At 66.2% G+C, this 23,167-nt stretch carries 23 protein-coding genes; 9 read left to right on the top strand and 14 right to left on the bottom strand.

What is annotated here, in order from left to right:
• Positions 1-18: 18 nt before the first annotated feature.
• Positions 19-372: an ArsR/SmtB family transcription factor gene (locus tag H4W01_RS02275; RefSeq protein ID WP_209609732.1), complete on the bottom strand. Its 354-nt coding sequence runs from the start codon at positions 370-372 to the stop codon at positions 19-21.
• Positions 373-464: 92 nt separating this feature from the next.
• On the opposite strand from H4W01_RS02275, the gene H4W01_RS02270 reads away from it, so the two are divergent.
• A complete protein-coding gene (locus H4W01_RS02270; protein ID WP_209609731.1) occupies positions 465-1,202 on the top strand; it encodes an SDR family NAD(P)-dependent oxidoreductase in 738 nt (245 codons plus the stop codon).
• Between the two features lie 63 nt (positions 1,203-1,265).
• Here H4W01_RS02270 and H4W01_RS02265 read toward each other — a convergent pair whose 3' ends face one another.
• From H4W01_RS02265 to sdhC, 4 genes are all read right to left on the bottom strand, one after another.
• Positions 1,266-1,826, bottom strand: coding sequence for an ATP-dependent Clp protease proteolytic subunit (locus H4W01_RS02265; RefSeq protein ID WP_209609730.1), 561 nt, complete (start codon positions 1,824-1,826; stop codon positions 1,266-1,268).
• An 89-nt stretch (positions 1,827-1,915) separates the two neighbouring features.
• A complete protein-coding gene (gene sdhA, locus H4W01_RS02260; RefSeq protein WP_010407029.1) occupies positions 1,916-3,718 on the bottom strand; it encodes a succinate dehydrogenase flavoprotein subunit in 1,803 nt (600 codons plus the stop codon).
• Complete coding sequence (sdhD, locus tag H4W01_RS02255; RefSeq protein ID WP_209609729.1) at positions 3,711-4,109, bottom strand: succinate dehydrogenase, hydrophobic membrane anchor protein; 399 nt, start codon at positions 4,107-4,109, stop codon at positions 3,711-3,713. Before sdhD ends, sdhA begins: the two co-directional genes overlap by 8 nt.
• Before the next feature lies 1 nt (position 4,110).
• Positions 4,111-4,521: a succinate dehydrogenase, cytochrome b556 subunit gene (gene sdhC, locus H4W01_RS02250; RefSeq protein ID WP_083834118.1), complete on the bottom strand. Its 411-nt coding sequence runs from the start codon at positions 4,519-4,521 to the stop codon at positions 4,111-4,113.
• A gap of 241 nt (positions 4,522-4,762) precedes the next feature.
• Between sdhC and H4W01_RS02245 the strand changes: the two genes are divergently transcribed.
• The 3 genes from H4W01_RS02245 (at position 4,763) to H4W01_RS02235 (ending at position 8,265) form a co-directional block, all read left to right on the top strand.
• Positions 4,763-6,106, top strand: coding sequence for a methyl-accepting chemotaxis protein (locus H4W01_RS02245; protein ID WP_029622943.1), 1,344 nt, complete (start codon positions 4,763-4,765; stop codon positions 6,104-6,106).
• 19 nt (positions 6,107-6,125) lie between these two features.
• Positions 6,126-7,505, top strand: coding sequence for a methyl-accepting chemotaxis protein (locus H4W01_RS02240; RefSeq protein WP_209609728.1), 1,380 nt, complete (start codon positions 6,126-6,128; stop codon positions 7,503-7,505).
• 61 nt (positions 7,506-7,566) lie between these two features.
• The gene (locus tag H4W01_RS02235; protein ID WP_209613214.1) at positions 7,567-8,265 is read left to right on the top strand and encodes an SDR family NAD(P)-dependent oxidoreductase; all 699 of its coding nucleotides are present in this window, start codon (positions 7,567-7,569) and stop codon (positions 8,263-8,265) included.
• A gap of 1 nt (position 8,266) precedes the next feature.
• Here the strand turns inward: H4W01_RS02235 and H4W01_RS02230 are convergent, their stop codons facing one another.
• The 5 genes from H4W01_RS02230 to H4W01_RS02210 are packed head-to-tail and all read right to left on the bottom strand — an operon-like array spanning position 8,267 to position 13,479.
• Entirely contained in the window at positions 8,267-8,842 is a 576-nt protein-coding gene (locus H4W01_RS02230; protein WP_209609727.1) for a nucleotidyltransferase family protein, read from the bottom strand.
• Positions 8,843-8,846: 4 nt separating this feature from the next.
• The gene (locus H4W01_RS02225; RefSeq protein WP_209609726.1) at positions 8,847-9,767 is read right to left on the bottom strand and encodes an XdhC family protein; all 921 of its coding nucleotides are present in this window, start codon (positions 9,765-9,767) and stop codon (positions 8,847-8,849) included.
• Positions 9,768-9,803: 36 nt separating this feature from the next.
• Positions 9,804-12,011 (bottom strand): xanthine dehydrogenase family protein molybdopterin-binding subunit, encoded by a 2,208-nt coding sequence (locus tag H4W01_RS02220; RefSeq protein ID WP_209609725.1) that lies wholly within the window; start codon positions 12,009-12,011, stop codon positions 9,804-9,806.
• The gene (locus H4W01_RS02215; RefSeq protein ID WP_209609724.1) at positions 12,008-12,982 is read right to left on the bottom strand and encodes an FAD binding domain-containing protein; all 975 of its coding nucleotides are present in this window, start codon (positions 12,980-12,982) and stop codon (positions 12,008-12,010) included. Before H4W01_RS02215 ends, H4W01_RS02220 begins: the two co-directional genes overlap by 4 nt.
• The gene (locus H4W01_RS02210; protein ID WP_209609723.1) at positions 12,979-13,479 is read right to left on the bottom strand and encodes a 2Fe-2S iron-sulfur cluster-binding protein; all 501 of its coding nucleotides are present in this window, start codon (positions 13,477-13,479) and stop codon (positions 12,979-12,981) included. The genes H4W01_RS02215 and H4W01_RS02210 overlap by 4 nt, the downstream gene beginning before the upstream one ends.
• 111 nt (positions 13,480-13,590) lie before the next feature.
• Between H4W01_RS02210 and H4W01_RS02205 the strand changes: the two genes are divergently transcribed.
• Together H4W01_RS02205 and H4W01_RS02200 are read left to right on the top strand one after the other, a co-directional pair.
• Positions 13,591-14,640, top strand: a complete 1,050-nt coding sequence (locus tag H4W01_RS02205) for a glycerophosphodiester phosphodiesterase (RefSeq protein WP_209609722.1) — start codon at positions 13,591-13,593, stop codon at positions 14,638-14,640.
• Positions 14,640-14,918 (top strand): hypothetical protein, encoded by a 279-nt coding sequence (locus H4W01_RS02200; RefSeq protein ID WP_209609721.1) that lies wholly within the window; start codon positions 14,640-14,642, stop codon positions 14,916-14,918. The genes H4W01_RS02205 and H4W01_RS02200 overlap by 1 nt, the downstream gene beginning before the upstream one ends.
• A 100-nt stretch (positions 14,919-15,018) precedes the next feature.
• Here H4W01_RS02200 and H4W01_RS02195 read toward each other — a convergent pair whose 3' ends face one another.
• On the bottom strand, positions 15,019-15,711 hold the full coding sequence (locus H4W01_RS02195) for an esterase/lipase family protein (RefSeq protein ID WP_209609720.1): 693 nt from the start codon (positions 15,709-15,711) through the stop codon (positions 15,019-15,021).
• An 87-nt stretch (positions 15,712-15,798) separates the two neighbouring features.
• Here H4W01_RS02195 and phhA point away from each other — a divergent pair, with 87 nt between their 5' ends.
• Positions 15,799-16,665: a phenylalanine 4-monooxygenase gene (phhA, locus tag H4W01_RS02190; protein WP_209609719.1), complete on the top strand. Its 867-nt coding sequence runs from the start codon at positions 15,799-15,801 to the stop codon at positions 16,663-16,665.
• On the opposite strand, the gene H4W01_RS02185 is transcribed toward phhA, so the two are convergent.
• Entirely contained in the window at positions 16,662-17,396 is a 735-nt protein-coding gene (locus H4W01_RS02185) for a UTRA domain-containing protein (RefSeq protein ID WP_209609718.1), read from the bottom strand. The two genes, phhA and H4W01_RS02185, sit on opposite strands and share 4 nt — an antisense overlap.
• Positions 17,397-17,424: 28 nt before the next feature.
• A complete protein-coding gene (locus H4W01_RS02180) occupies positions 17,425-17,982 on the bottom strand; it encodes an HD domain-containing protein (RefSeq protein WP_010406990.1) in 558 nt (185 codons plus the stop codon).
• Positions 17,983-18,103: 121 nt separating this feature from the next.
• On the opposite strand from H4W01_RS02180, the gene H4W01_RS02175 reads away from it, so the two are divergent.
• Both H4W01_RS02175 and H4W01_RS02170 read left to right on the top strand, forming a co-directional pair.
• On the top strand, positions 18,104-20,242 hold the full coding sequence (locus tag H4W01_RS02175) for a phosphocholine-specific phospholipase C (protein WP_209609717.1): 2,139 nt from the start codon (positions 18,104-18,106) through the stop codon (positions 20,240-20,242).
• Positions 20,235-20,990 (top strand): acid phosphatase, encoded by a 756-nt coding sequence (locus tag H4W01_RS02170; protein WP_209609716.1) that lies wholly within the window; start codon positions 20,235-20,237, stop codon positions 20,988-20,990. Before H4W01_RS02175 ends, H4W01_RS02170 begins: the two co-directional genes overlap by 8 nt.
• Positions 20,991-21,003: 13 nt before the next feature.
• Here the strand turns inward: H4W01_RS02170 and H4W01_RS02165 are convergent, their stop codons facing one another.
• Positions 21,004-23,130 (bottom strand): phosphocholine-specific phospholipase C, encoded by a 2,127-nt coding sequence (locus H4W01_RS02165; protein WP_209609715.1) that lies wholly within the window; start codon positions 23,128-23,130, stop codon positions 21,004-21,006.
• Positions 23,131-23,167: the final 37 nt, after the last annotated feature.

The raw sequence follows: 23,167 nt of genomic DNA, 5'->3' as shown, positions 1-23,167 counted from the left end.
GGATGCAGCGCAACCCCGCTATGGCGCATCGTCCGGTCGATTGGCGAGCACCGCGCACAGCAAACCGGGGAAGCGGCGTTCGAAATCGGCGCGACGCAGCGTGTTATGCATCTCCCGCCCGACCGAGCGCGTCTCGATCAGCCCTGCGCCGCGCAGGATGCGCAGATGATTGGACAGCGTGCTCTTCGGAATCGCGCCACACCTGATGGTGGACGAGCAGTTGAGCGTGACGTTCGCGTCAAGCGCTGCGACCATCGCCAGCCTCGCCGGGTCGGCCAGCGCGTGAAGCGCCACCGCCAGACTGACGTCGTCGAGATTAGGATGCACGAAGCTTGCCACAAACCCCAGATAGGCACATTTTGTCGATTTCATAGTTCGGAACCATTGAACTATTGCACGTCGGTACCAGATGTGAACCGGCCGACAGCGCACACGTCGTGATCGCGGGCACAGGAGCGAACAGCATGGATCTCACGGGTAAGAAGGCCATCGTCACCGGTGGCTCGCGCGGTATCGGCGCGGCGATCGCCAAGCGGCTGGCGGCGGACGGTGCCGATGTCGTCATCACCTATGCCGGCAATCAGGCCGCCGCAGAGGCCACCGTCGCCGCAATCACCGCGCACGGGCGGACCGGCAAGGCGATCCTTGCCGACGCCGCCGATCCGGCCGCAGTCGAGTCGGCGATACAGGAGGCGGTCACTGCGCTCGGTGGTCTCGACATCCTTGTCCACAACGCGGGCGTCGCCACCTTCGCGACGATCGACGCCGACACGTCCGAGAATTACAACCGCACCTTCGGCGTCAACGTCGGCGGCGTTTTCGCGGGAACGCGCGCCGCAGTCCCGTTGATTGCCGATGGCGGCCGCATCATTATCGTCGGCAGCGTATCGGGCGACAAGGCCGGCTTCCCCGGCACCGCAGTCTATGCCGGGACCAAGGCGGCGGTGGTCGCGTTCGCCCGCGGATGGGCACGGGACTTGGGCCCGCGCGGGATCCTCGTCAACGTGATCCAGCCCGGGCCGATCGACACGGACCTCAACCCGGCCGATGGCGAATTCTCTGCGGGGATGATGCCGATGATCGTTCTCGGTCGCTATGGTCGCCCCGAAGAGGTCGCCTCGGTCGCATCGTTCCTGGCGAGCGACGAAGCCTCGTTTATCACGGGCACGACGATCGACGTCGCCGGTGGTGCCTTCATCTGACGGACACGGGCCCCTTCCAACGGAGGGGCCCGTCTTCGCTGTGCGTTCCGCGAGCGGTGACGCTCAGATCACATCGAGCACCAGACCAAGCGACCGCGCCTCCTCCGCCTCGATATACCAGTTGGACGGGGCCTTTTCGCGCAATTCCTCGAAATCGACGCGGCTGCCGGTCACGATGTCGCGAAAGCCCTCTTCCTCGATCAGGATCGAATGCTCGACCTCGTGCAACGCCGCCTTGATCGAGGCGACGACCATGCGCAGCGGGCCGTTGAGGTTGAGCGTCTTGGTGATCGTCCGCTCATGGATCATCAGCCGGGTATGGCGCGTCAGGAAACGGCGATTGACCGGAAACGCCGCCATGAAGGTCGCGCCCGCCGAATAGACCGCGACCTTGCCCAGGAACAAAATCTCGCGCCCGTCATGGTCTTCGAGCAAGCGGATGTCGTCGGCCATCGTCCGCGCGACTTCGGGATCGCCCCCCAGCGTGGTCAGCGCGATGACGAGCGTGCCTTCACCCGGACATTGCTCGAGCTGCTGGCGGAAGTTTGCATACATCATCTGGTCGACGGGACCCGACAGGCGGATGTGCGGGTTGGCGAGCAGGGGATAGCGGGGCTGGGACATGTGCGCGCAAACCTCCGACGCGCGCGGGAGTTCCGGCGCGAAAGCAACTTCCCGGCCCTCCCCTGAAAATGGAGGGCCGGGACGCGCGATCAGTAAACGCGCTTCTTGGGCTTGATGTATTCGATGTCGTCGGTGAGCGTGTAGTCGTGCACCGGGCGGAAGCCGAGATCGACCGTGCCGTCCTTGCCGCCCCAACCGGTGAAGGTCGCGGTGGTGTGCTTCATCCAATTGACGTCATCGCGATCGGGATGATCTTCGTTGACGTGTGCGCCGCGGCTTTCCTTGCGGTTGGCCGCCGAGTTCATCGTCACCACCGCCTGCGCCAGCAGATTGTCGAGTTCGAGCGTCTCGACCAGATCGGTGTTCCAGATCAACGAGCGATCCTGCACATCGACATCGGCCAGGCGGCTGTAGGTCGCACCGATCTTCTCGACGCCTTCGCTGAGCAGCGCATTGTCACGGAACACCGCGCAATTCTTCTGCATCGTGCGCTGCATCTCCAGCCGGATCGCCGCGGTCGGCGAGCCGCCCTTGGCGTTGCGGAAATGGTCGAGACGGCCAAGCGCCAGCTCTTCCGACCCCTTGGGCAGCGGCCCATGCGGCGTGTTGGGCTTGAGCGTGTCCTTCAGGCGCAGGCCGGTCGCGCGGCCGAACACCACGAGATCGATCAGGCTGTTCGAGCCCAGCCGGTTCGCGCCATGCACCGAGACGCACGCCGCCTCGCCGACCGCGAACAGGCCCGGCACGACGCTGTCGGGGTTCCCATCCTTCAACTGCACGACTTCGCCGTGGAAGTTACAGGGGATGCCGCCCATATTGTAATGCACCGTCGGCGTGACCGGCAGCGGCTGGCGGGTCAGGTCGACGCCGGCGAAGATCTTGCCGGTCTCGGTGATGCCGGGCAGCCGCTCGGCCAGCACCTTGGGGTCGATATGGTCGAGGTGAAGGAAGATATGGTCCTTCTCCTTGCCGACGCCGCGCCCCTCGCGGATTTCCATCGCCATCGAGCGCGACACGACGTCGCGGCTGGCGAGATCCTTGGCGCTCGGCGCATAGCGCTCCATGAAGCGCTCGCCCTCGGAGTTGGTGAGATACCCGCCCTCGCCGCGTGCGCCCTCGGTGATCAGCACGCCTGCGCCGTAAATGCCGGTCGGGTGGAATTGCACGAATTCCATGTCCTGCAGCGGCAGCCCGGCGCGCAGCACCATCCCGCCGCCGTCGCCGGTGCAGGTGTGCGCCGAGGTCGCCGAGAAATAGGTACGGCCATAGCCGCCCGTCGCCAGCACGACCGCATGGCTGCGGAAGCGGTGGATCGACCCGTCATCCATGCACAGAGCGATCACGCCCCGGCACACGCCGTTTTCCATGATCAGGTCGAGCGCGAAATATTCGATGTAGAAGTCCGCATCATATTTCAGGCTCTGCTGATACAAAGCGTGCAGCATCGCGTGGCCGGTACGGTCGGCGGCGGCGCAGGTGCGCTGCGCGGGCGGGCCTTCGCCCATATTCTGCATCATGCCGCCGAACGGGCGCTGATAGATTTTGCCTTCGTTGGTGCGGCTGAACGGCACACCGGCATGTTCCAGCTCATACACCGCCTGCGGTGCCTCGCGGACCATATATTCGATCGCGTCCTGGTCGCCGAGCCAGTCGGAGCCCTTGACGGTGTCGTACATGTGCCAGGTCCAATGGTCCGGGCCCATATTGCCGAGGCTGGCGGCGATGCCGCCCTGCGCTGCCACCGTGTGGCTGCGCGTCGGGAACACCTTGGTGATGCACGCGGTCTTCAGCCCCGCCTCGGCGCTGCCCATCGTCGCGCGCAGGCCCGAGCCCCCGGCACCCACGACAACCGTGTCATAGGTGTGGTCGATGATCTTATATGCCTCAGGCATGCGGCGCTCCGGTGGTGACGGTGAAGGCGACCTTGAGGATCGCGAAAAGGGCGATGGCGGCGGTGCCGAAGGTGAAGAAGTTGAGGACCAGCAACCACAAGACGCGTGCTGCGCCGTGGACATAATCCTCGATCAGCACCTGCAGGCCGAGTCGGAAATGGTAGAAGACCGACACGATCAGCAAGCCCATCGGAATCGCCGCCCACGGCGATTGCAGCCAGTCGCGGGCGGTGTCGTAATCATAAGCCGGCATCCGCGCGATCGCGACGAAGAACCAGACCATCAGGAACAGGTTGGCCGCTGCGGTGACGCGCTGCGCCCACCAGTGATGCGCGCCTTCCTTGGCGCTGCCGAGACCGCGTACGCGGCCGAGTTCGGTTCCATTGCCCATCTTATTTCACCATCAGCAAATAGGCCCAAAAGGCCGCGGTCGCCAGGACCGAGAACACCATCGTCGCGATCGACCCGGTGCGGTTGCCCTTCAGTTCATAGCCGGCCCCCGTGTCGAGCACGAAATGGCGGATGCCGGTGGCGAGATGCTGGAAGAAGCACAGCGTCAAGCCGATGCCGAACAGATACCCGATCGCCCCGCCGGCAAACCCGCCGAACACGAAGGTGAAGGTCGCATAGCTTTTCGCACCAGCGGCCAAAGCCGCCAGCCACCACACCAGCACCACCGTCCCGACCGTCGCCATGCCGTCGCCAGTGATACGATGCAGAATCGAGACAATCATGTGCGGCCCGGGTTTCCAGATCGACAGATGCGGGCTGAGCGGGCGGGCGCGGGGAGCAGAACTGGCCAAGGCGGAACGTCCTCGTCGATGGATGGGTCGAAATCTACGGTCTGATACAGGTGTGCCCTCTTAGACACCGAAGCGCGCGATGCAAGGTGTGTGGGGGCCTGTGCACATGCAAACGCTGCAAGCAGGCCGCCACACGCGTTGCGGTTACAGCCCGTTAACCAAATCGCGCTACGCCACGTGTCGGACCGTCCGCTTCATCGGTCCTGCCAAACACGGAGTTTTCGCCTTGACCGTCAATGAATTGCCCGCGCCCGGCACGGTTGCTGCGACGATCGACATTCGGGCGCGGCTGCGCGCGTTCGATTCCGACGCCACGCTGGAAAGCGCTGCGCGCGACGTGTGGACGGTGCTGGAACCCGATGCGGCGGACATCGCGCTTGCTTTCTGGGCGCAGTGGCGTCGCGCCAGCCCGGGCGCGCAAAGCTGGCAACCGCATGAAGAAGCCAAGATGGTGGAACTGGGCGTCACCTATTTGCGCCACCGCTTCTGTGACGTGTCGGGTCGCTTGTGGGTCGAATCGATGGAGCGCTCGGTCGCCTCGGGCTACAAGGCTGGCGTCTCGACCATGGCGTTGCTGTCGATGACCTGCGCCAGCGACCGCGCCGCCCTTGAAATTCTGTTCAAGCGGGTAAAGTCGGACGATCCGCGCTTGCCGAGCTTTATCGACACCGTGATGCGGCTGACCGGCCTGGAAGCCGAGATTACCGTGGAAATCTATAACGCCTTCCGGGCCCACACCGCGCGCGGCGAACGCGACCGGCTGGCGATCGATTTCCGCGAGGGGATCGCGGCCACGGTCGAACAGGCAACGCAGGAATCGGAAGTGCTGCGCGGCCAATCGGTCAAAACCTCGACCTCGGCGCGCGGGATGCTGGGTAAGACCAGCGAAGTCGCCGCCGCTGCCGAACAATCGGCGATGGCGATGCGCGAAGCCGCGCAGACCGCCGCCGGGCTGATTCGCGCGATCGAGGATGCGCGCACCGAAGTCGAAGCCGCCGCAGAAATCGCCACGCGCGCCTCGACTCAAGCCGGGGCTGCGGTCGGCATGTCGGAAACGCTGAGCGACCACGCCAAGTCGATCGAATCGATTCTCGGGCTCATTCGCGACATTGCCGGGCAGACCAATCTCCTCGCGCTCAACGCCACGATCGAAGCGGCGCGTGCGGGCGATGCCGGGCGCGGCTTTGCCGTCGTTGCGCAGGAAGTGAAGAGCCTCGCCAACCAGACCGCACGCGCGACCGACGACATCGCCGCCAAGATCGCCGCGATCCAGTCCGCCACGCGCTCCACGGTCGAGACCAACGCCTCGATCAAGGCGACCGTTTCGGAAGTCCAGGAGAGCGCCAACCGCATCCGTTACGCCATGGAAGCACAGGCGCAGACCGTCACCGCCATCACCGCTGCCGTCGATGAAACCGCGCTTGCCGCCGATTCGATGTCCAACACCATCACCGCGATCCGCGAGGACACCGAAAGCGTTGCCTCCGAGATCGACCGCGTCGGGCGCGGCTTCGATTCGCTCGATACGAAACTTGGCATGCTCAAGAACAGCGCAAGCGAATTCGTCGCAAAAGTCGCTGCATGAGCCCTGGAGAGGACCTGACATGGCTGGAAGCGGGACGCCCGAGGGCGCGACCGCCGGTGGTTGGAGTGGCGTAAGCCGCACCGCCGCCGCGCGCGTCGCGGATTATGATTGGGATGGCAGCGTCGCCGCGGCCTCCACCGAAATCGCAGAGGCCATTGTCGGCCATGAGGGCGAAATCGCGCGCGCTTTCTGGGAGTATTATCTCTCGCTGCCGCAAACGGCGCATATCCGGGGGTTCTTCACGCCCGACTATCTGTCCGCGCGCGTGGCGCACAGCGCCAAATATACCCGCGCGAAATACGCCGCCCCGCTGGACGACGATTGGATGCGCATGGCGATCCGCCACGCCACCGATTCGCAAAAGGCCAATATTCCACTGCCAGCGCTGCTGACCTCGTTGAGCTTCGCGCATAGCCGTACTCTCGAACGGATCGAGGCGAAGCTCGGGATGGGGTCCCCCCGGTTGCGGGTGCTGGCGGATTGCGTGCAGCGACTTGGGCTGGTCGAGGCCGATGTGATGGCATCGCATCTCGGCGCGCGCGATGCCGAGCGGGCCCGCGACGAGCGCCGCACGCGGTCAAGCGCGTTCAGCGCGACCATCGCCGGGTCGATCGAGGGCACCGCCGCGCTCGGCAATCGCATCCGCATTCAGGCGCAGGGCGCTGCGCGATCGGCGCGCGGAATGCTGGGCAAGACCAGCGAAGTCGCCGCCGCCGCCGAACAATCGGCGATGGCGATGCGCGAAGCGGCGCAGACCGCCGCCGGGCTGATCCGCGCGATCGAGGATGCGCGCACCGAAGTCGAAGCCGCCGCAGAAATCGCCACCCGCGCCTCGACTCAGGCGGGGGCCGCCGTCGGCATGTCGGAAACGCTGAGCGACCACGCCAAGTCGATCGAATCGATCCTTGGCCTCATTCGCGACATTGCCGGGCAGACCAATTTGCTCGCGCTCAACGCCACGATCGAGGCGGCCCGCGCCGGAGACGCCGGGCGCGGCTTTGCCGTGGTCGCGCAGGAAGTGAAGAGCCTCGCCAGCCAGACCGCGCGCGCGACCGACGACATTGCCGCCAAGATCGCCGCAATCCAATCCGCCACGCGCTCGACGGTCGCGACCAACGCCTCGATCAAATCGACCGTGGCCGAGGTGCAGGAAAGCGCCAACCGCATCCGCTACGCGATGGAGGCACAGGCGCAGACCGTCACCGCCATCACCGCCGCTGTCGACGAAACCGCGCTTGCTGCGGATTCGATGTCCAACACCATCACCGCGATCCGCGAGGACACCGAAAGCGTTGCGGGGGAAATCGAAACGCTCGAACACGATTTCGGCGAGGTCGACGACCGGCTCGGTGGCTTGAAGCGTGCCGCCGACACCTTCTCGGCCAGCGTCGCGGCCTGACCGCTCACCATCACCGTCGAGCGATATGGCGGCGACCGCGATCGCCCGCTACACCGCGCGCATGACCCATATTCTCCTCACCGGCTCCTCGCGCGGCATCGGTGCCGCCACCCTGACCGCGCTCCAGGCCGTTGGAGCAACCGTGATCGGTCAAGGGACCGCAAGCGGCATCCCGGCCGACTTTGCCGATCCGGCGGCTCCGCGCGCGCTGTGGGATGCGGCGCTCGCGGCGCAGGGCGGGCGGATCGACGTGCTGATCAACAATGCCGGGGTGTTCGAGGCCAATCCGATCACGCGCGACGACGCCCCCTGGGTGGCGGAATGGGAGCGCACGATGCGCATCAATCTGACCGCTGCCGCCGAACTGTGCCGCCTCGCAGTGCTGCATTGGCAGGACCGTGGGACTGGCGGTCGGATCGTCAACATCGCCAGCCGTGCCGCCTATCGCGGCGATTCGCCGCAGCATTGGCATTATGCTGCATCCAAGGCGGGCATGGTCGCGATGACCAAGAGCATCGCGCGCGGCTATGCCAAGGACGGCATTCTCGCCTTTGCGGTGTGCCCGGGCTTCACCATGACCGGCATGGCCGAAGACTATCTGGAGAGTCGCGGCGGGGACAAATTGCTCGCCGACATTCCGCTCGGCCGCGTCGCCAGTCCCGAGGAAGTGGCCGAGGTCGCCCGCTTCCTCGCGCTCGACGCACCGCCATCGATGACCGGCGCGGTGCTCGACGTGAACGGCGCGAGCTACGTGCGCTAAGTCAGCGCAGCGCGCGCAACCGTTCGAGATCCTCGGGCCGGTCGATATCGAGCAATTCGGCTTCGGGTGCGATCACATGCCGCCCGGCGCGCACCATCGCGCGCCCGCCTTCGTCGCCGGACAGCATCATCAGCGCCTCGAACTGATCGACCCCGAAGACAGCAGGCGGGCTGCTGTGGATACCGTTGCTCGACGCGACTACTGCATCGGGGCCATTCGCCGCCTCAAGCAAGCGATGGATGTGCGTCGCGGTCACGCGCGGCATGTCGGCCAGCGCAATGACGACCGCCGCGCAGCCGATCTCTCGGGCCGCCGCGACACCCAGCTTGACCGATCCCGACATGCCGTCATCCGGATTGTGATTGTGGAGCACGACATAGCCCCGGCTGGCGAAATCGAGCCCGGTGCCAGAACACACCACCAGCCGCGCCTTGAACGGCATATCCTCCAAGGCGGTGACCACATGATAGGCCAGCGGCTTGCCCAGAAAAAGTTCCTGCAATTTATCGGCGTCGCCGAACCGGCGCGATCGCCCGGCGGCGAGCAGAATCAGCACGCACTCTTCGACCGCGATCATCGCTTCAATCCTTCCGGTTGAACGCTCCTACCATAGCCGCCGCGATCGACAGCGCGATTTCGGCGGGACCGATCGCACCGATATCGAGCCCGACCGGCGCATCGATGCGATCGATGTCCGTCTCTGCAACGCCCGCCGCCGCCAAACGCTCCCGCCGCGCGGCATGGCTGCGGCGCGAACCGAGCGCGCCGACATAGGCGGTTGGCCGCGCCAGCGCCGCGATCAGCGCGGGATCGTCGATCTTGGTGTCGTGGCTGAGCGTTACCACCGCGCTCGCCGGGCCGGGATCGAGCGCCGCGATCGCTTCATCGGGCCAGCGATCGTCGAGCGTGACGCCGGGGAAACGCTCCTCGGTCAGGAAACGCGCGCGCGGATCGATGATCGTCACCTGGATGCCCAATTGCCGCGCGAGACCGGACAGCGCCTGCGCGATCTGCACCGCGCCGACGATCAACAGCCGCCTTGGCGGATCGTAGCGATTGACGAACGCCGCGCCCTCCAGCGGGCGCAGCGAGCTTTGCCCGCTGGCGAGATCGGTCGACACCGCCAGCGCCTTGCCGCTCGCCTGCGCCTCGGCGATGCGGTCGAACAGTTCGGGGTCGAAGCCCTCGGCCGATACCGGCTGCACGAGCACCGAAATCTCACCCCCGCATGGCAGACCGACTTCCCAGGCCGCGGCATCAGCCACGCCGTAACTCTTCAACTGGAACGGCGCGCCCGCAATCACCTCGGCAGCGGTCGCCAAGATGTCGCTCTCGACGCAGCCGCCCGATACCGAGCCTTCGAACCGGCCATCGGCGTGCACGATCATATGGCTGCCGCGCGGGCGCGGGGCGGACCCCCAGGTCGAAACCACCGTGGCGAGCGCCAGCGGCGCGCCCTTCCACTGCGCGGCGGCGTTCAGCACGGAATCGTTATCGGCCATCATCGTCTCCTAAATCCTCCCCGGCACGGGGAGGATTTACATCTCCGGCAAACCGGCCAGAATCTTGTCGAGCGTGAGCGGAAAATCGCGCACGCGCACGCCGCAGGCATTGTAGATCGCGTTGGTCACCGCCGCGCCCGCGCCCGAAATCGACAATTCGCCCAGCCCCTTCACCCCGATCGGGTTGGCATGGGTGTCGATCTCTTCGAGGAACAGCACGTCGAGCGGCGGCACGTCGGCATGGCTCGGCACATGATATTCGCCCAGATCCTGGTTGACGAACTGGCCGTGGCGCTGGTCGAGCACCGCTTCCTCCATCAGCGCATAGCCAATGCCCCAGATCATCCCGCCAATCGCCTGGCTGCGCGCCAATTTGGCGTTGAGGATGCGCCCCGCCTCGAACACGCCGAGCATCCGCCGCACGCGCACTTCGCCGGTGACGGCATTCACCGCGACTTCGGCGAATTGCGCGCCATGAGCCGCCTGGCTGAAGGTGCGCGCGTTGGAGCCTTGCGAAATCTTGCCCATCGCCACCAGCGGCGCATCACCGACGAGTTCGGCAAGCGGCACGCGCCGGTTGCCCGCAACCGCATGGCCGTCCTTCAACGTCATGTCCTGCGCCTTGGCCCCCATCCGCTCCGCCAGCGTCGCAACGATATCCTCGCACGCCAGCGCGACCGAGGAGCCCGCGCTCGCCGCACCGAACGACCCGCCCGAGCCGGCACCCGGCGGCAAATCGGTATCGCCCAGGATCACGTCGATCCGCTCCATCGGCAGCCCCAGCGCCTCACCCGCAATCTGCGCGAGGATCGTATAGCTGCCCGTGCCGATATCGGTCATGTCGGTCTCGATCCGCGCGCGGCCATCGGGCGACAGCGTCACGCGCGCTTCCGAATCGACCAGCAGATTGATCCGCACCGCCGCCGACACGCCCATGCCGATCAGCCACTCGCCCTCGCGCACTTGTCCCGGCTGCGCCGACCGCTTGGCCCAGCCAAACGCCTCCGCCCCGCGATCGAGGCAGGCGACGAGTCTGCGCGTCGAAAACGGCGCGCCCGTCATCGGATCGACCTTGGGCTCATTGAGCTTGCGGAAGTCGATCGGGTCGCGGCCCAGCGCCTCAGCCATTTCGTCCATCGCGGTTTCGAGCGCGAGCGTACCGACCGCCTCGCCCGGCGCACGCACCGCGCCCGCCATCACCATATCGAGCGTGACCACCTTGTGGCTGAAATGCCGGACCGGCGCATCGTAAAGCGAGATCGAGCCCAAGGCGACCGGCTCCATGAAACCGCCATCAGGGCCCTGGCTCACCACATTGTCATGCCCGACCGCGAGCAACTTGCCGTCTTCGGTGGCGGCGAGACGAATGCGCTGGTTGGTATCGGTGCGGCGATAGACATTGTGGAACAATTGGCGGCGCGCCATCGCGATCTTGACCGGTCGCCCCAATTTCTGCGCGGCGATGGCGGCGAGCACCGCATCCGGCCCCAGCATCTTTCCGCCGAAGCCGCCGCCAATATAGGGCGACAGGATGCGGACCTTGTCGTCGGCGACGCCCAGCGATTTGGCCAGCACGGGCCGCGCGACCTTCAGGATCTGGAGGCTGGAATGCAGCGTCAGCGAATCGCCATCCCAGATCGCGACCGAAGCATGCGGCTCCATCGCGGCATGGACGTGGTTGGGCGTGGCATAGATCTGGTCGATCGTCACCGCCGCCTGCGCCATGGCGGCATCGATATCGCCCTTGGCAATGTCCTGGAGGCGCGAATCCTTGGGCGGGCCGCTCGCTTTGTCGATGTCGGCCATCGTGTCGAAATGGCCGGGTTCGATCGCGACATGCACGCGCACCGCCTTCGCCGCCGCGCGCGCCGCCTCGAAACTGGTCGCCACCGCAACGCCGACGACCTGGTCCCAATGGTCGATCTCGTCATTGCCTGTATGGGCAGGGCCAAACGCCGCCGCCTGGCGCGGAATGCGCGGATCATCGACGATGATGTCGAGCACGTCGGGCAGTGCCCGCGCGGCGTCGGTATCGATGCCCGTCACCTTGCCCTTGGCGGCAGGCGCAGTGATCAGATAGCCATAGGCCACCTCACCTTCGACCAGATGTTCATAGCCGTACCGCGCCGTGCCGCTGACCTTGAGCGCACCTTCGCTACGGTCGAGCCCCGCGCCGAGCACGCCCTGCACCCCGCGATCCATCGCAAGGCCGGGATGATCGGCATTCATCGTGAAGTCGCTCATGCGACACCTCCTGTCAGCGTACGCAGCGTCGCGATCAGCGTCCGGCGCGCGAGCGGGATCTTGAAATCGTTCGCGCCGTGGCCCTTGGCACCCGCCAGCAGCGCATCCGCCGCTGCCGCAAAAACCGCGTCGCTCGGCACCTGCCCGACCAGTGCCGCCTCGACCGCTGCATCGCGCCACGGCATGGGTGCCAGTCCGCCAAAGGCCAATGCGGCGGAGGCGATCTTCCCCTCCGCAACCGCAACCACCCCCGCCACCGACACCAACGCGAACGCATAAGACGCGCGGTCGCGCACCTTGCGATAGGCGTGCACCCCGGCAGGCGGCGCGGGCAGTTCTACATGAGTGATGAGTTCGCCCGGTCGAAGCACCGTCTCGATGTGCGGCGTATCCCCCGGCAAGCGATAGAAATCACCGATCGCGATGCGGCGCTTGTCGCCATCCGCAGTGAGCGTGACGATCGTCGCATCCAGCGCGCGCAGCGCCACCGCCATGTCGCTCGGGTTGGTCGCGATGCACTGCGCACTCGTGCCCAGCACCGCGAGGTTGCGGTTGAACCCGTCCATCGCCGAACAGCCCGCGCCGTGGTCACGCTTGTTGCACGCCATCGCCGTGTCGTAAAAATATGGGCAGCGCGTGCGCTGGAGCAGATTGCCGCCAGTGGTCGCCTTGTTGCGCAATTGCCCCGATGCCCCGGCGAGCAAAGCGCGGCTCAGCACCGGATAATCGGCGATCACTTGGGGATCAGCAGCCAGGTCGCTATTGGGCACCAGCGCCCCGATCGTCAGCCCGCCATCGCCGCGCCGCTCAAGCCGCGCGAGATCGAGCCGGCTGATGTCGACCAGTTTCTCGGGCGTCTCGATCTGCAGCTTCATCAGATCGAGCAAATTGGTGCCGCCCGCAATGAAACGACCACCGGCGGCGACCGCAGCTTCGGGGCTCTCGGCGCGGCTATAGGTGAAGGTCTTCATGCGCGCTCCGCCCCCGCGACTTCGGCAATGGCATCGACGATATTGGGATAGGCCGAGCAGCGACACAGATTGCCGCTCATCCGCTCCGAGATTTCGCGACCATCGAGCGTGACCGTTTCCAGATCGGCACTGACATGGCTCGGCCAGCCCTTGGCTACCTCATCGAGCATCCCAACCGCCGAACAGATCTGCCCCGGCGTGCAATAGCCGCATTGATATCCATCATGCTTGATGAAGGCGGCCTGCAGCGGATGCAAATCCTCTGCGCGGCCAAGTCCCTCTATCGTCAGAATGTCATCATCCTGATGCATCACCGCCAAAGTGAGACACGCATTGATCCGTCGACCGTTGACCAGCACCGTGCACGCACCGCACTGGCCATGGTCACAGCCCTTCTTCGTTCCCGTCAGCCCGAGATGCTCGCGCAGCACATCGAGCAGCGAGGCACGGATGTCAGGCTCGACCGAATGGGTCGCGCCGTTGATGGTGAAATGCATTGAGGCTCGCCTCCCGTTGAGCTTGGGGTAACGATTATGAACGCTTTGGTTTCCGTATATCGGCGCACGCCCGCCCTTCTTAAAGGGATCGCGCGCACGCGAATAGCCGGTATGGCGGCGCTGCTGCTGGTATCGGGCGGCGCGATGGCGCAGACTGTGCCGGTGAAGCCGCTCTCCTCCCCCATCGTCATCGCGCATCGCGGCGCGAGCGGGCTGCGTCCCGAACACACCATCGCCTCTTATACGCTGGCGATCGAACAGGGTGCCGATTTCATCGAGCCCGATCTGGTGCTGACCAAGGACGACGTGTTCGTCGCGCGCCATGAGAATGACATTACCGGCACCACCGATGTCGCCAAGCATCCCGAATTCGCCGCGCGCCGCACCACCAAGGTGATCGACGGCGAAACCCATACCGGCTGGTTTACCGAGGATTTCACGCTCGCCGAGTTGAAGACGCTGCGCGCGATCGAGCGGTTGCCCAAGGTCCGCCCCGACAACGCCAAATATGATGGCCAGTTCGAAGTGCCGACGCTGGCCGAGGTGATCGCGCTCGCCAAGAAGCATTCGGTCGGCGGCCGCGTCGTCGGCATCTATCCCGAGACCAAGCACCCGACCTATTTCGCCAGCATCGGCCATCCGATGGAAGCGCGCCTCGTCGCGCAGTTGAACGCGGCGGGCTGGTCCAAGCCGAGCGACCCGGTGTTCATCCAGTCGTTCGAGGTCAACAACCTCAAGCAGCTCCACAGCATGACCGGCCTGCGCCTGATCCAATTGATGGACGGTGCCGGTGCCCCCGCCGACAAGGCCGCGCCCAGCTACGCCGCGATGGCAACGCCAGACGGACTGAAGGCTGTCGCCGCTTATGCTTATGGCATCGGCCCTAACAAGGACATGATCCAGCGCGGCGATGCCGCCCCGTCGACGCTGGTGGCGGACGCGCACGCGGCAGGGCTGCGGCTCCACCCCTGGACCTTCCGCGCGGAAAACCTGTTCCTGCCGCCCTCGCTGCGCGTCGGCACCGATCCGGTCGCGCACGGCAAGCTGGCCGAGGAAATCACGCGCTTCCTCAATCTCGGCATCGATGGCTTCTTTACCGATTTCGCCTATATCGGGGTGGACGCGCGCAACGCCCAGCGCGCCAAGGCGAAAGGCCAGTAATGCGCAAATCCGTGATCGCCGTCGTCGCCTTGCTTCCGCTGCTTGCCGGCGGATGCCTTGCCAAGACGGCGGTCAATGTCGCCACCCTGCCCGTGCGCGCCACCAGCAAGGTGGTCGACTGGACCACGACGAGCCAGTCCGAAGCCGACCGCAATTACGGCCGCAAGATGCGCAAGCAGGAAGCGCGCGAAGGGCGGGAGTTGAAGCGGCAATATAAGGAATGCCGCGCGCAAAATCGCGACGATTGCGATCAGTACCGGCCCCACGCCCAACGCTAGAGCGGGATGACGTTACATTGATCCGCAAGCCCCTCCCCTGAAGGGGAGGGGGGTCCGTCAAACGTCCTGACACTCTAAACCGGCGGTTCGCAGGCGCGCGTTACGGGGGTGCGCTGCCCAGCACCCGCGCCACCGCCAGCATCACCGCCGGGCGCACCTGCACCCCGACATGGCTGCTGCGCACCTCGATCGCGCGACCGGCGGCATCATGACAGATCATGCCGTTGACCAGCCCGTCGCTGCGGCTCCAGATCGCGGTGCTCGGCACCGGCAACGGCTCCGCGACAAGCGCGCTTTGCGCGCGGACATGCGGCGCGTCGACGCGCTCCCCGGTTAGCAGTTCGAACGCGCGCCACACATTGGTCGCGCGCGGGTCGCCTGCAAAGGGCGAACTGATCGTCACCACCTCGCGCACCATGGCGGGCAAGCGGTGCGCCGCGAACCGCGCCATGATCCCGCCCAGGCTGACGCCGACCAGCGTTACCGGCGCGCCCGTTTCGTCATACAAAGCGCGGATGCGCGCCAACAGCCGCTCGCCGTTCGGTCCAATCGTGCGCGCGCCGAGATTGCGTCCAAGCCCCCAGCCCTCGGCGCGATAGCCGAGCCGACACAGATAGCGCCGCAGGAACACGCCTGAAACATCGCTGTTGAACAACCCCGGCAGCAGCAGCACGGGTCGCCCGTCACCACGCGGAGCCTGCGCCAACAGCGCGTGCGCCCCCGCCAGCGAGGCGAGGCCCCATGCGCCGCGTGGCAGTTCCAGCGCCCATAAAAGTTTCGATGGGGGCTTCATGCGGGCAGGACTTGGTACGCCGCATGGGACAGTCGTTTCATCTGCAACCTATTTCCTGCCCTGCCACCACTATGATACCCTATCGACATGACCGAAGAAACGCATGTTCTCGACCGCCCACCAGCCAACGCGGCGGATGATTGGACGATCCCGCAAGACTGGGCGCACTTCACGCCCGAGGAACACCGGGTGTGGGACACGCTGTTCGCCCGTCAGGCGAAGCTGCTCCCGGGCCGTGCCTCGGACGCCTATTTACGCGGGCTGGATGTACTGAAGCTGTCCAAACCCGGCATTCCCGATTTCGAGGAGCTGTCGGAACGGCTGATGAAGCTGACCGGCTGGCAAGTCGTGGCGGTGCCGGGGCTGGTGCCCGATGACGTGTTCTTCGATCACATGGCCAATCGCCGCTTCGTCGCGGGCAATTTCATCCGCCGCCCCGACCAGCTCGATTATCTGCAGGAACCCGACGTGTTCCACGACGTGTTCGGCCATGTGCCGATGCTCGCCGATCCGGTCTTTGCCGATTATCTCGCGGCCTATGGGCGCGGCGGGCAGCGCGCGCAGGGGCTGGATGCGCTCAAATATCTCGGGCGGCTTTACTGGTATACGGTCGAATTCGGGCTGATCGCCGAGCCCGAGGGTTTGCGCATCTATGGCGCGGGCATCGTCTCCAGCTTCGCCGAAAGCCGCTTTGCGCTCGACGATGCCAGCCCCAACCGCATCGCCTTCGATCTCAAACGCGTGATGCGCACCGACTACCGGATTGACGATTTCCAGCAGAATTATTTCGTGATCCCGAGCTTCGACGAACTGCTGCGCGTGACGGTCGAGACCGATTTCGCGCCGCTTTATGAGGAACTGGTCGGCATGTCCGACATACCGGTCGCGACGCTGCTGCCCCAGGACCGCGTCCTTACGCACGGGACGCAGGCCTACGCACTCAGCAAGGGCTAATCGCGCGTGCGCACCTCGACCAGCACGCGGATCGCGTCGTGGCGCCAATATTCATGGTCATATTCGATGATGCGGTCGCCCGCATCGTAACTGCGGCGCACGACCAGCAACCCCGGCGTGCCCGACGCAACCCCCAGCGCCCGCGCGACATCCTTGATCAGCGCGCACGGCCGCATCTCGACATGGTTGCGCACCACCCGAACACCATAGCGCCCGGTCAGCACCGCCGTCAGCGAGCCATCCAGACCCTCATCGAGCAAGTCGGGCGCGATCGCGGGATCGACCAGGATCCGCTCGACCAGCACCGGTCGCCCGTCGATCGCGCGGCGGCGGTCGAGCGCGAACAACGGCGTGCCAATTGCGCAACCGAACACCGCCGCGTCCGCCGCCGACGCCGCCACCGACTGCTTGCCCAGCGTTTCGGTCGTCGGCACGCGGCCCTGCTCGGCGACATAGGCCATGAAGCCCGCCCAGCGCGTCGGATCATAGACCACCGGCGGTGGCGAGACGTACCAGCCGCTGCGGTCGCGCCGATAGATCAGCCCCTCCGCCTCCAATTGGAACAGCGCCTCGCGCACCGTGCCGCGCGCCGCGCCCGACCCAAGCTGAAGCTGCCGCTCGGACGGTAGCCGCGCCCCCACGGCTAGTGTCCCCTGCGCGATCTCCCCGGCCAGGTGATCGCGCAGCGCGAGATAGTGTGGGCCTGGCCCAGCGTCTGCTGCGTTCTGCATACGCTCCGTCATGGCCGAAGCCGGAGGGTCACGCCAGCGTGTGCACCGCGAGCCGTTCCAGCAGCGGGCGATAGCTGGCGAGATCAGGCACCTGCCAATCGGGCTGTTTGCCGATATCGTCATAGCGGCGCAGCGCCACCGCATCGGCGAAATACGGTTCCTGTTCGAACGCGGCGATGCCCGCTGCATCAAACGCACCGCCCTGCAAGCGCAGGCTGAGCGCGGAGGCGGCACTCAGGCCCGCTTCATAGCGCGGCTCGACCGCGCAGAGATAGCGCTTGGCGGCGACGTGCAGGCGCACCGGCTCATATACGGCGGGGGGAAAGGCCGTGGCGAGCAACGCCGCGCCAAGCTCTTCGTGCCGCGCGTCCGCGCCGTGCAGATCGGCAGCAAGCCCGGCCCCGTCGACGAACTGACCAATGTCATGGAGCAAGGCCGCCGCAATCAGCGTGTCCGACGCGCCATCTTCGCGCGCAGCCTGCGCGGCTTGCAGCACATGCTGTACCTGATCGACCTCCTCGCCATAACGATCGTCGCCATGCTCGGCGAACATCGCGTAAATCTGGTCGATAAGGGCGGCGGACATGACATTTTCCTTTGCAAAAGCGATGACCCCAAGCGCGAGTGTCGCACGATTGTCGCTTAACTGGACTATACCAGATTTGTGACCCGCTGGCGACACCCGCCCGGATCGACGGAGGTTTGTGGTGAGCGATGCGACCAGACGGCGGTTTCTGCAGATGGCGGCGGGGGCCGGTGCGGGCGCAGCCGGGATGCTGCCGGGCCTGATCGAGCGCGCCGCCGCGATCGCCGCCAACAGCCCGACCGGCACGATCCGCGATGTCGAGCATGTCGTGATCTTCATGCAGGAAAACCGCTCGTTCGATCATTATTTCGGCAGCTATAATGGCGTGCGCGGGCTGGGCGATCCGCGTCCACTGCGCCTGCCCGGCGGGCGCAGCGTGTGGGCGCAACCAAGCGCACAGCATCCCGATGGCTTCGTGCTGCCCTTCCACGGCGATTCGACCACGACGCAGTCGTTCCGCGTCGATGGCTCCGAACAGGGCCATCAGCACAATCTCACCATCTTCAACCGGGGTCGGTGCGATCGCTGGGGCGCGACGCGGCAATTGCACCAGCGGATGCTGCATTATGGCGCGGGCGACCTGCCCTTTTATTACGCACTCGCCAATGCGTTCACAATTTGCGACGCCTATCACGCCTCGACGCTGACGCAGACCTATCCCAACCGGCTGCATTTGTTCACCGGCTGCAATGGCGGCGGCACCGTCGGTGGCGATCCCGAAATGGACAATTATGGCGAGGACGAAACGCCCAGCGCTGACATGGCGACCGACCAGCCGCTACGCCCCGATGCCTATCGCTGGACCACTTATGCCGAGCGGCTGGAACAAGCGGGGGTAAGCTGGAAGGTCTATCAGGAATATGACAATTTCGGCGACAACACGCTGTCGGTCTTTCCCGCCTTCCGCCCGTGCGCGCGCGATTCCGCTTTGTACCGGCGCGGTCGATCGTGGGTGAGCGAACATAAGACCGGTGCCGACCGCACCCGCTCGGACGGGGAGCAACTGGTCGAGGGCTTCCGGCGCGATCTGGCGGCGGGGACCTTGCCGCAAGTGTCGTGGATCGTCACCGCCGCCGACCTGTCCGAACATCCGACCGCCGTGCCCGCGCGCGGCGAACATCTTTGCGCCGAGCTGATCGCCGCCTTGGTCGACCATCCCGAGGTCTTTGCCAAAACGGTGTTCATCGTCAATTATGACGAGAGCGGCGGCTTTTACGACCATATGCCCTCGCCCGTGCCGCCGGTGGGGGACGTGCCGGGCCACAGCACCGTCTCGATCGCCGGGGAAGCGAAGCATTATGCCAGCGGCGACAATCCGGGCGCACAGCCGATCGGCCTGGGCATTCGCGTGCCCGCACTCCTCGTGTCGCCGTGGAGCCGCGGCGGCTTTGTCTGCTCCGAACTGTTCGACCATACATCGGTGCTGCGCTTTCTCGAGGCGCGCTTCGGCGTGGCAGAACCCAATATCGGGCCATGGCGGCGCGCGGTGTGTGGCGACCTCATCTCCGCCTTCGATTTCGCGCACCCCAATCGCGACTGGGCGAGCCTCACCTTGCCCGGCACCGCCGATTTCGAACAGCGCATCGCGCGCTCCCAGGCCGGGCGCGCCACCGCAATTCCGGCGGTGCAACGCGCAGCGCGCCAAATGGCGGGGCAACGGCCGGCCCGCGCGCTGCCCTATCGGCTCGACATCCTCGCTCGGGTCGATGCGGATCGGCGCTTCCGGATCGACCTGATCAATCGCGGCACGACCGGCGCGGTGTTGACCGTCCACGACAATCTCGATCGCGGCGGCCCATGGCACTATACGATCGGCGCGGGCGACCACTATGCCAGCACGCAGTGGCATGACGACGGCACCGTCACCGACCGCTACGACCTGAGCGTGATCGGCCCTGACGGGCTGCTGCGCCGCTATGCCGGAACGTTGGCGGACACGGCAGAGGTCGGCATGGTCGCGCTGCCCAGCCAGGATGCGGTCGAGCTCCTGCTCGCCAATCCCGGCACCGCGCCGCGCCGCTACACGATCACGCTCGATCCGGCCTATCCAACTGTGGCCGCGCGAACGCGCGACCTCACGGTGCCCGCCGGAGCAACGCTGCGCGACCGCTGGGATCTGGCGGCGAGCGACCGCTGGTATGACCTGACAATCCGTTCGCCCGACGACCCCACCTTTTTGCGTCGCTTCGCGGGCAAGGTCGAAAACGGACGACCGGGCCGGACCGACCCCGCCATTGGAGAGATGCGTCTCTATGTCTAAGCGCCTTTTCCTCGCAGGCCTCGTCGCGGTTGCGACAATGGGCAGCGCCGTCGCCGCGATCGGCGATCCATGGATGCTGCCCGTGGATGGGGTGCGCATCCTGTCCGCCCCACCCGCCGCCGGATCGCCGCGCGATATTGCCGATCGCGCCATCTTCCAGGCGACGCGCGCGCTGGAAGGCAGTCCGCGCTGGCAGATTGCACAGCGCGATGTCGAGAATGGCCCGTTGTCGCGTTATGCCTGCGCGCTCGGCGTGACGTTGAAGGCCAGCGACGTGCCAATCCTCGCCAGTCTCTTCGACCGTGCAGGCGCGGGTTTCCTCGTCGAGCCCGTCAAAACCCATTACGCGCGGGCCCGGCCCTATGCCGACAACGATGCGCCCATCTGCCAGGCGCGCACCGCCGCGCTCGCCCGCAGCGGCGATTATCCCTCGGGCCATGCAGCCAATGGCTGGCTGGAGGCGTTGTTGCTCGCCGAACTCGCGCCCGACCGGGCGAGCGAGATCCTCGCGCGCGGTCGCCAGGCGGGCGAAAGCCGCGTGATTTGCGGCGCGCATTCGGCCAGCGCGGTCGAGGGTGGCTGGCAAGCCGGGGCCGCAGCGTCGGCGGTGCTGCACGGCTCCGCCTCGTTCCGCCAGCAGCTCGATCTGGCGCGCGTCGAACTCGTCCGCGCCCGCATGACCGCCCCCAAGGTCGATCCCGCTGCGTGCGCGATCGAGGCGGAGGTGCTGGCGCGCGCGTATTATTGAAGCTCCGGTCGCCTCACGCGACCGGGTTGGGCGACGCCATCACCAGCGGAGCCGCGCCATGCGCGACCGGATCGCTAAACCCTTCGGTGCCGCTCTCCCGATGCCCGGCAAGCCGCACCTGCTCGGAAGCACTCGTGACGAGCAGATCGTACCAGCCATGGCTGCCGGACAGATCGACCGGCACGACGCTTTCGGCGCGCGCGGCAACATGCATCGTGCGCGGTGGCTGGCCATAAGCGAGATCGTGCACGCTAAGCGCTAACGCGCCGTCTTTATGGTTGCGTATCCGCAATGTCGTCCGCTTGCCCTCGCCCTCCAGCACTGGCGCGAAGCCCGCGCTGCGCCCGGTGAAGCGCCGGTGGAACCCGGCCGGCCCGAGCAGGAACGCATCATAGGCCCCATCCGCGCCCACCGGCAGTTCGGCGGAAAGCGATTGCCCTGCGCCCACGGTGTAGCGGCGCGGCCCGCCCGCCAGATCGGTCAGCGGATAGAGGTGGAACACCGCCGCCCGCTCGCGCCCGGTGTTGGACAGCAGCAGGCCCGGCGTTTGCCCCGGAACAACCGCCAGCGTCGCATCGAGCCGATAGGGCGTTGCGCGGCGGCGGCGAATGCCCGCTTCCTGCACCGGCGCGGTCAGCGCGGCGGGCGGCAGCGGGCGCATTTCCTTGAGCGTCGCTGCACGGTCGGACAGCGCCCGCGTCGGCGGCAAGGCGCTGGCAAAGGCCCGGTCATCGGCACGCGAAAAATCGAAGCAAGACGTCAGATCACCGCAGACCGCACGCCGCCACGCGCTGATATTGGGTTCGGCCACGCCGAAGCGGGTTTCGAGGAAGCGGATCACGCTGGTGTGATCGAACACTTCGGACGCGACATAGCCGCCGCGGCTCCACGGCGAGACGACATACATCGGCACGCGCGGCCCCAGACCATAAGGACGGCCGAGATACGCCGCATCGGCCTCGCCTTGCGAATGCCGATGATATTCGTCCTGGGCCGCAACCGTGGTGCCGCCGAGCAAGCGTGCCGGATCGCGCGGATCGTGCGCGGGCGGTGCGGGCGGCGGGACATGGTCGAACAGCCCGTCATTCTCATCGAAATTGAGCAACAGCACTGTCTTGGCCCAAACCTCGGGATTGGCGGTCAGCGCGTCGAGCACCTGTGCGGTATAGTCCGCCCCCTGCAGCGGCGTGGAAACGCTCGGATGTTCGGACGCCGCCGTCGGCGCGATGATCCATGAGACTTGGGGAAGTGTGTCGGCCAGCACATCGGCCTTGAGCAAATCGAGCCCGCGCGTTGTCAGCGTCCGCCGGATCAGATCGGCGTCCGGCCCCGACGTCGCCTTGCGCGCATCGCGATAGCGGCGGAAACCGATCAGCGGGTTGTCGCTGAAATTGTCCTCCATCTGCTGATAGATTTGGAAGCTGATCCCCGCCGCCTGCAGCCGCTCGGGATAGGTCGTCCAGGCATAGCCGCCATGGCCGCGCGGATCTTCCAGCCCGTCATAGCCATTGTCGATCGCCGGGCCATGCCCGCGCCCCTGCGGATCATGCGTGCCGGTCCACACATAGAGCCGGTTGGGATTGGTGCTGAGATGCAAAGCGCAATGATAGGCGTCGCACAGCGTGAAGGACTCGGCCAGCGCATATTGGAAGGGAATATCCTCGCGCGTGAAATAGGCCATCGCATGGTCGTGCTTGGCCTTGGGCCAGCCGCCCATGCGGCCATTGTCCCACGCCGCCTGGCTGTCGGGGAAACCGTGCGGCGTGCCGAGCGGCCGCATCAGCCGGAAATCACGCTTGGTATCGAGGTGGAAGGGCGCGATCCAGTCGGGCGGCCCGGCATGTTCGCTCGGCTGCACGAACACCGTCGCCCCGCGCCGTTCGCCCAGATCGGGCACGGGAATGGCAAAGCGATCGCCAAAGCCGCGCACCCCTGGCATCGCCCCGAAATAATGGTCGAACGCGCGGTTTTCCTGGGTGAGGATCACGACATGTTCGACATCCATCACCGTCCCCGTGCGGCGATTGGCGGGGATCGACAAGGCGCGCGCAATCGACGGGAACATGCCGCCCGCCGCCGCGCCGCCACCGGCCATCAGGGTCTTCAGGAAGGCGCGGCGATCGGCGGGGGGCAGCGACATGGGCGTTCGTCCATTCACAAGAAGACGGCGCGCCGGA

The organism is Sphingomonas sp. PL20 (assembly GCF_017875905.1).
GTDB classification, from domain to species: Bacteria; Pseudomonadota; Alphaproteobacteria; order Sphingomonadales; family Sphingomonadaceae; genus Sphingomonas; species Sphingomonas echinoides.
The sequence above is the reverse complement of the archived record's forward strand: the minus strand, read 5'-3'. Positions and strand labels throughout refer to the sequence as shown.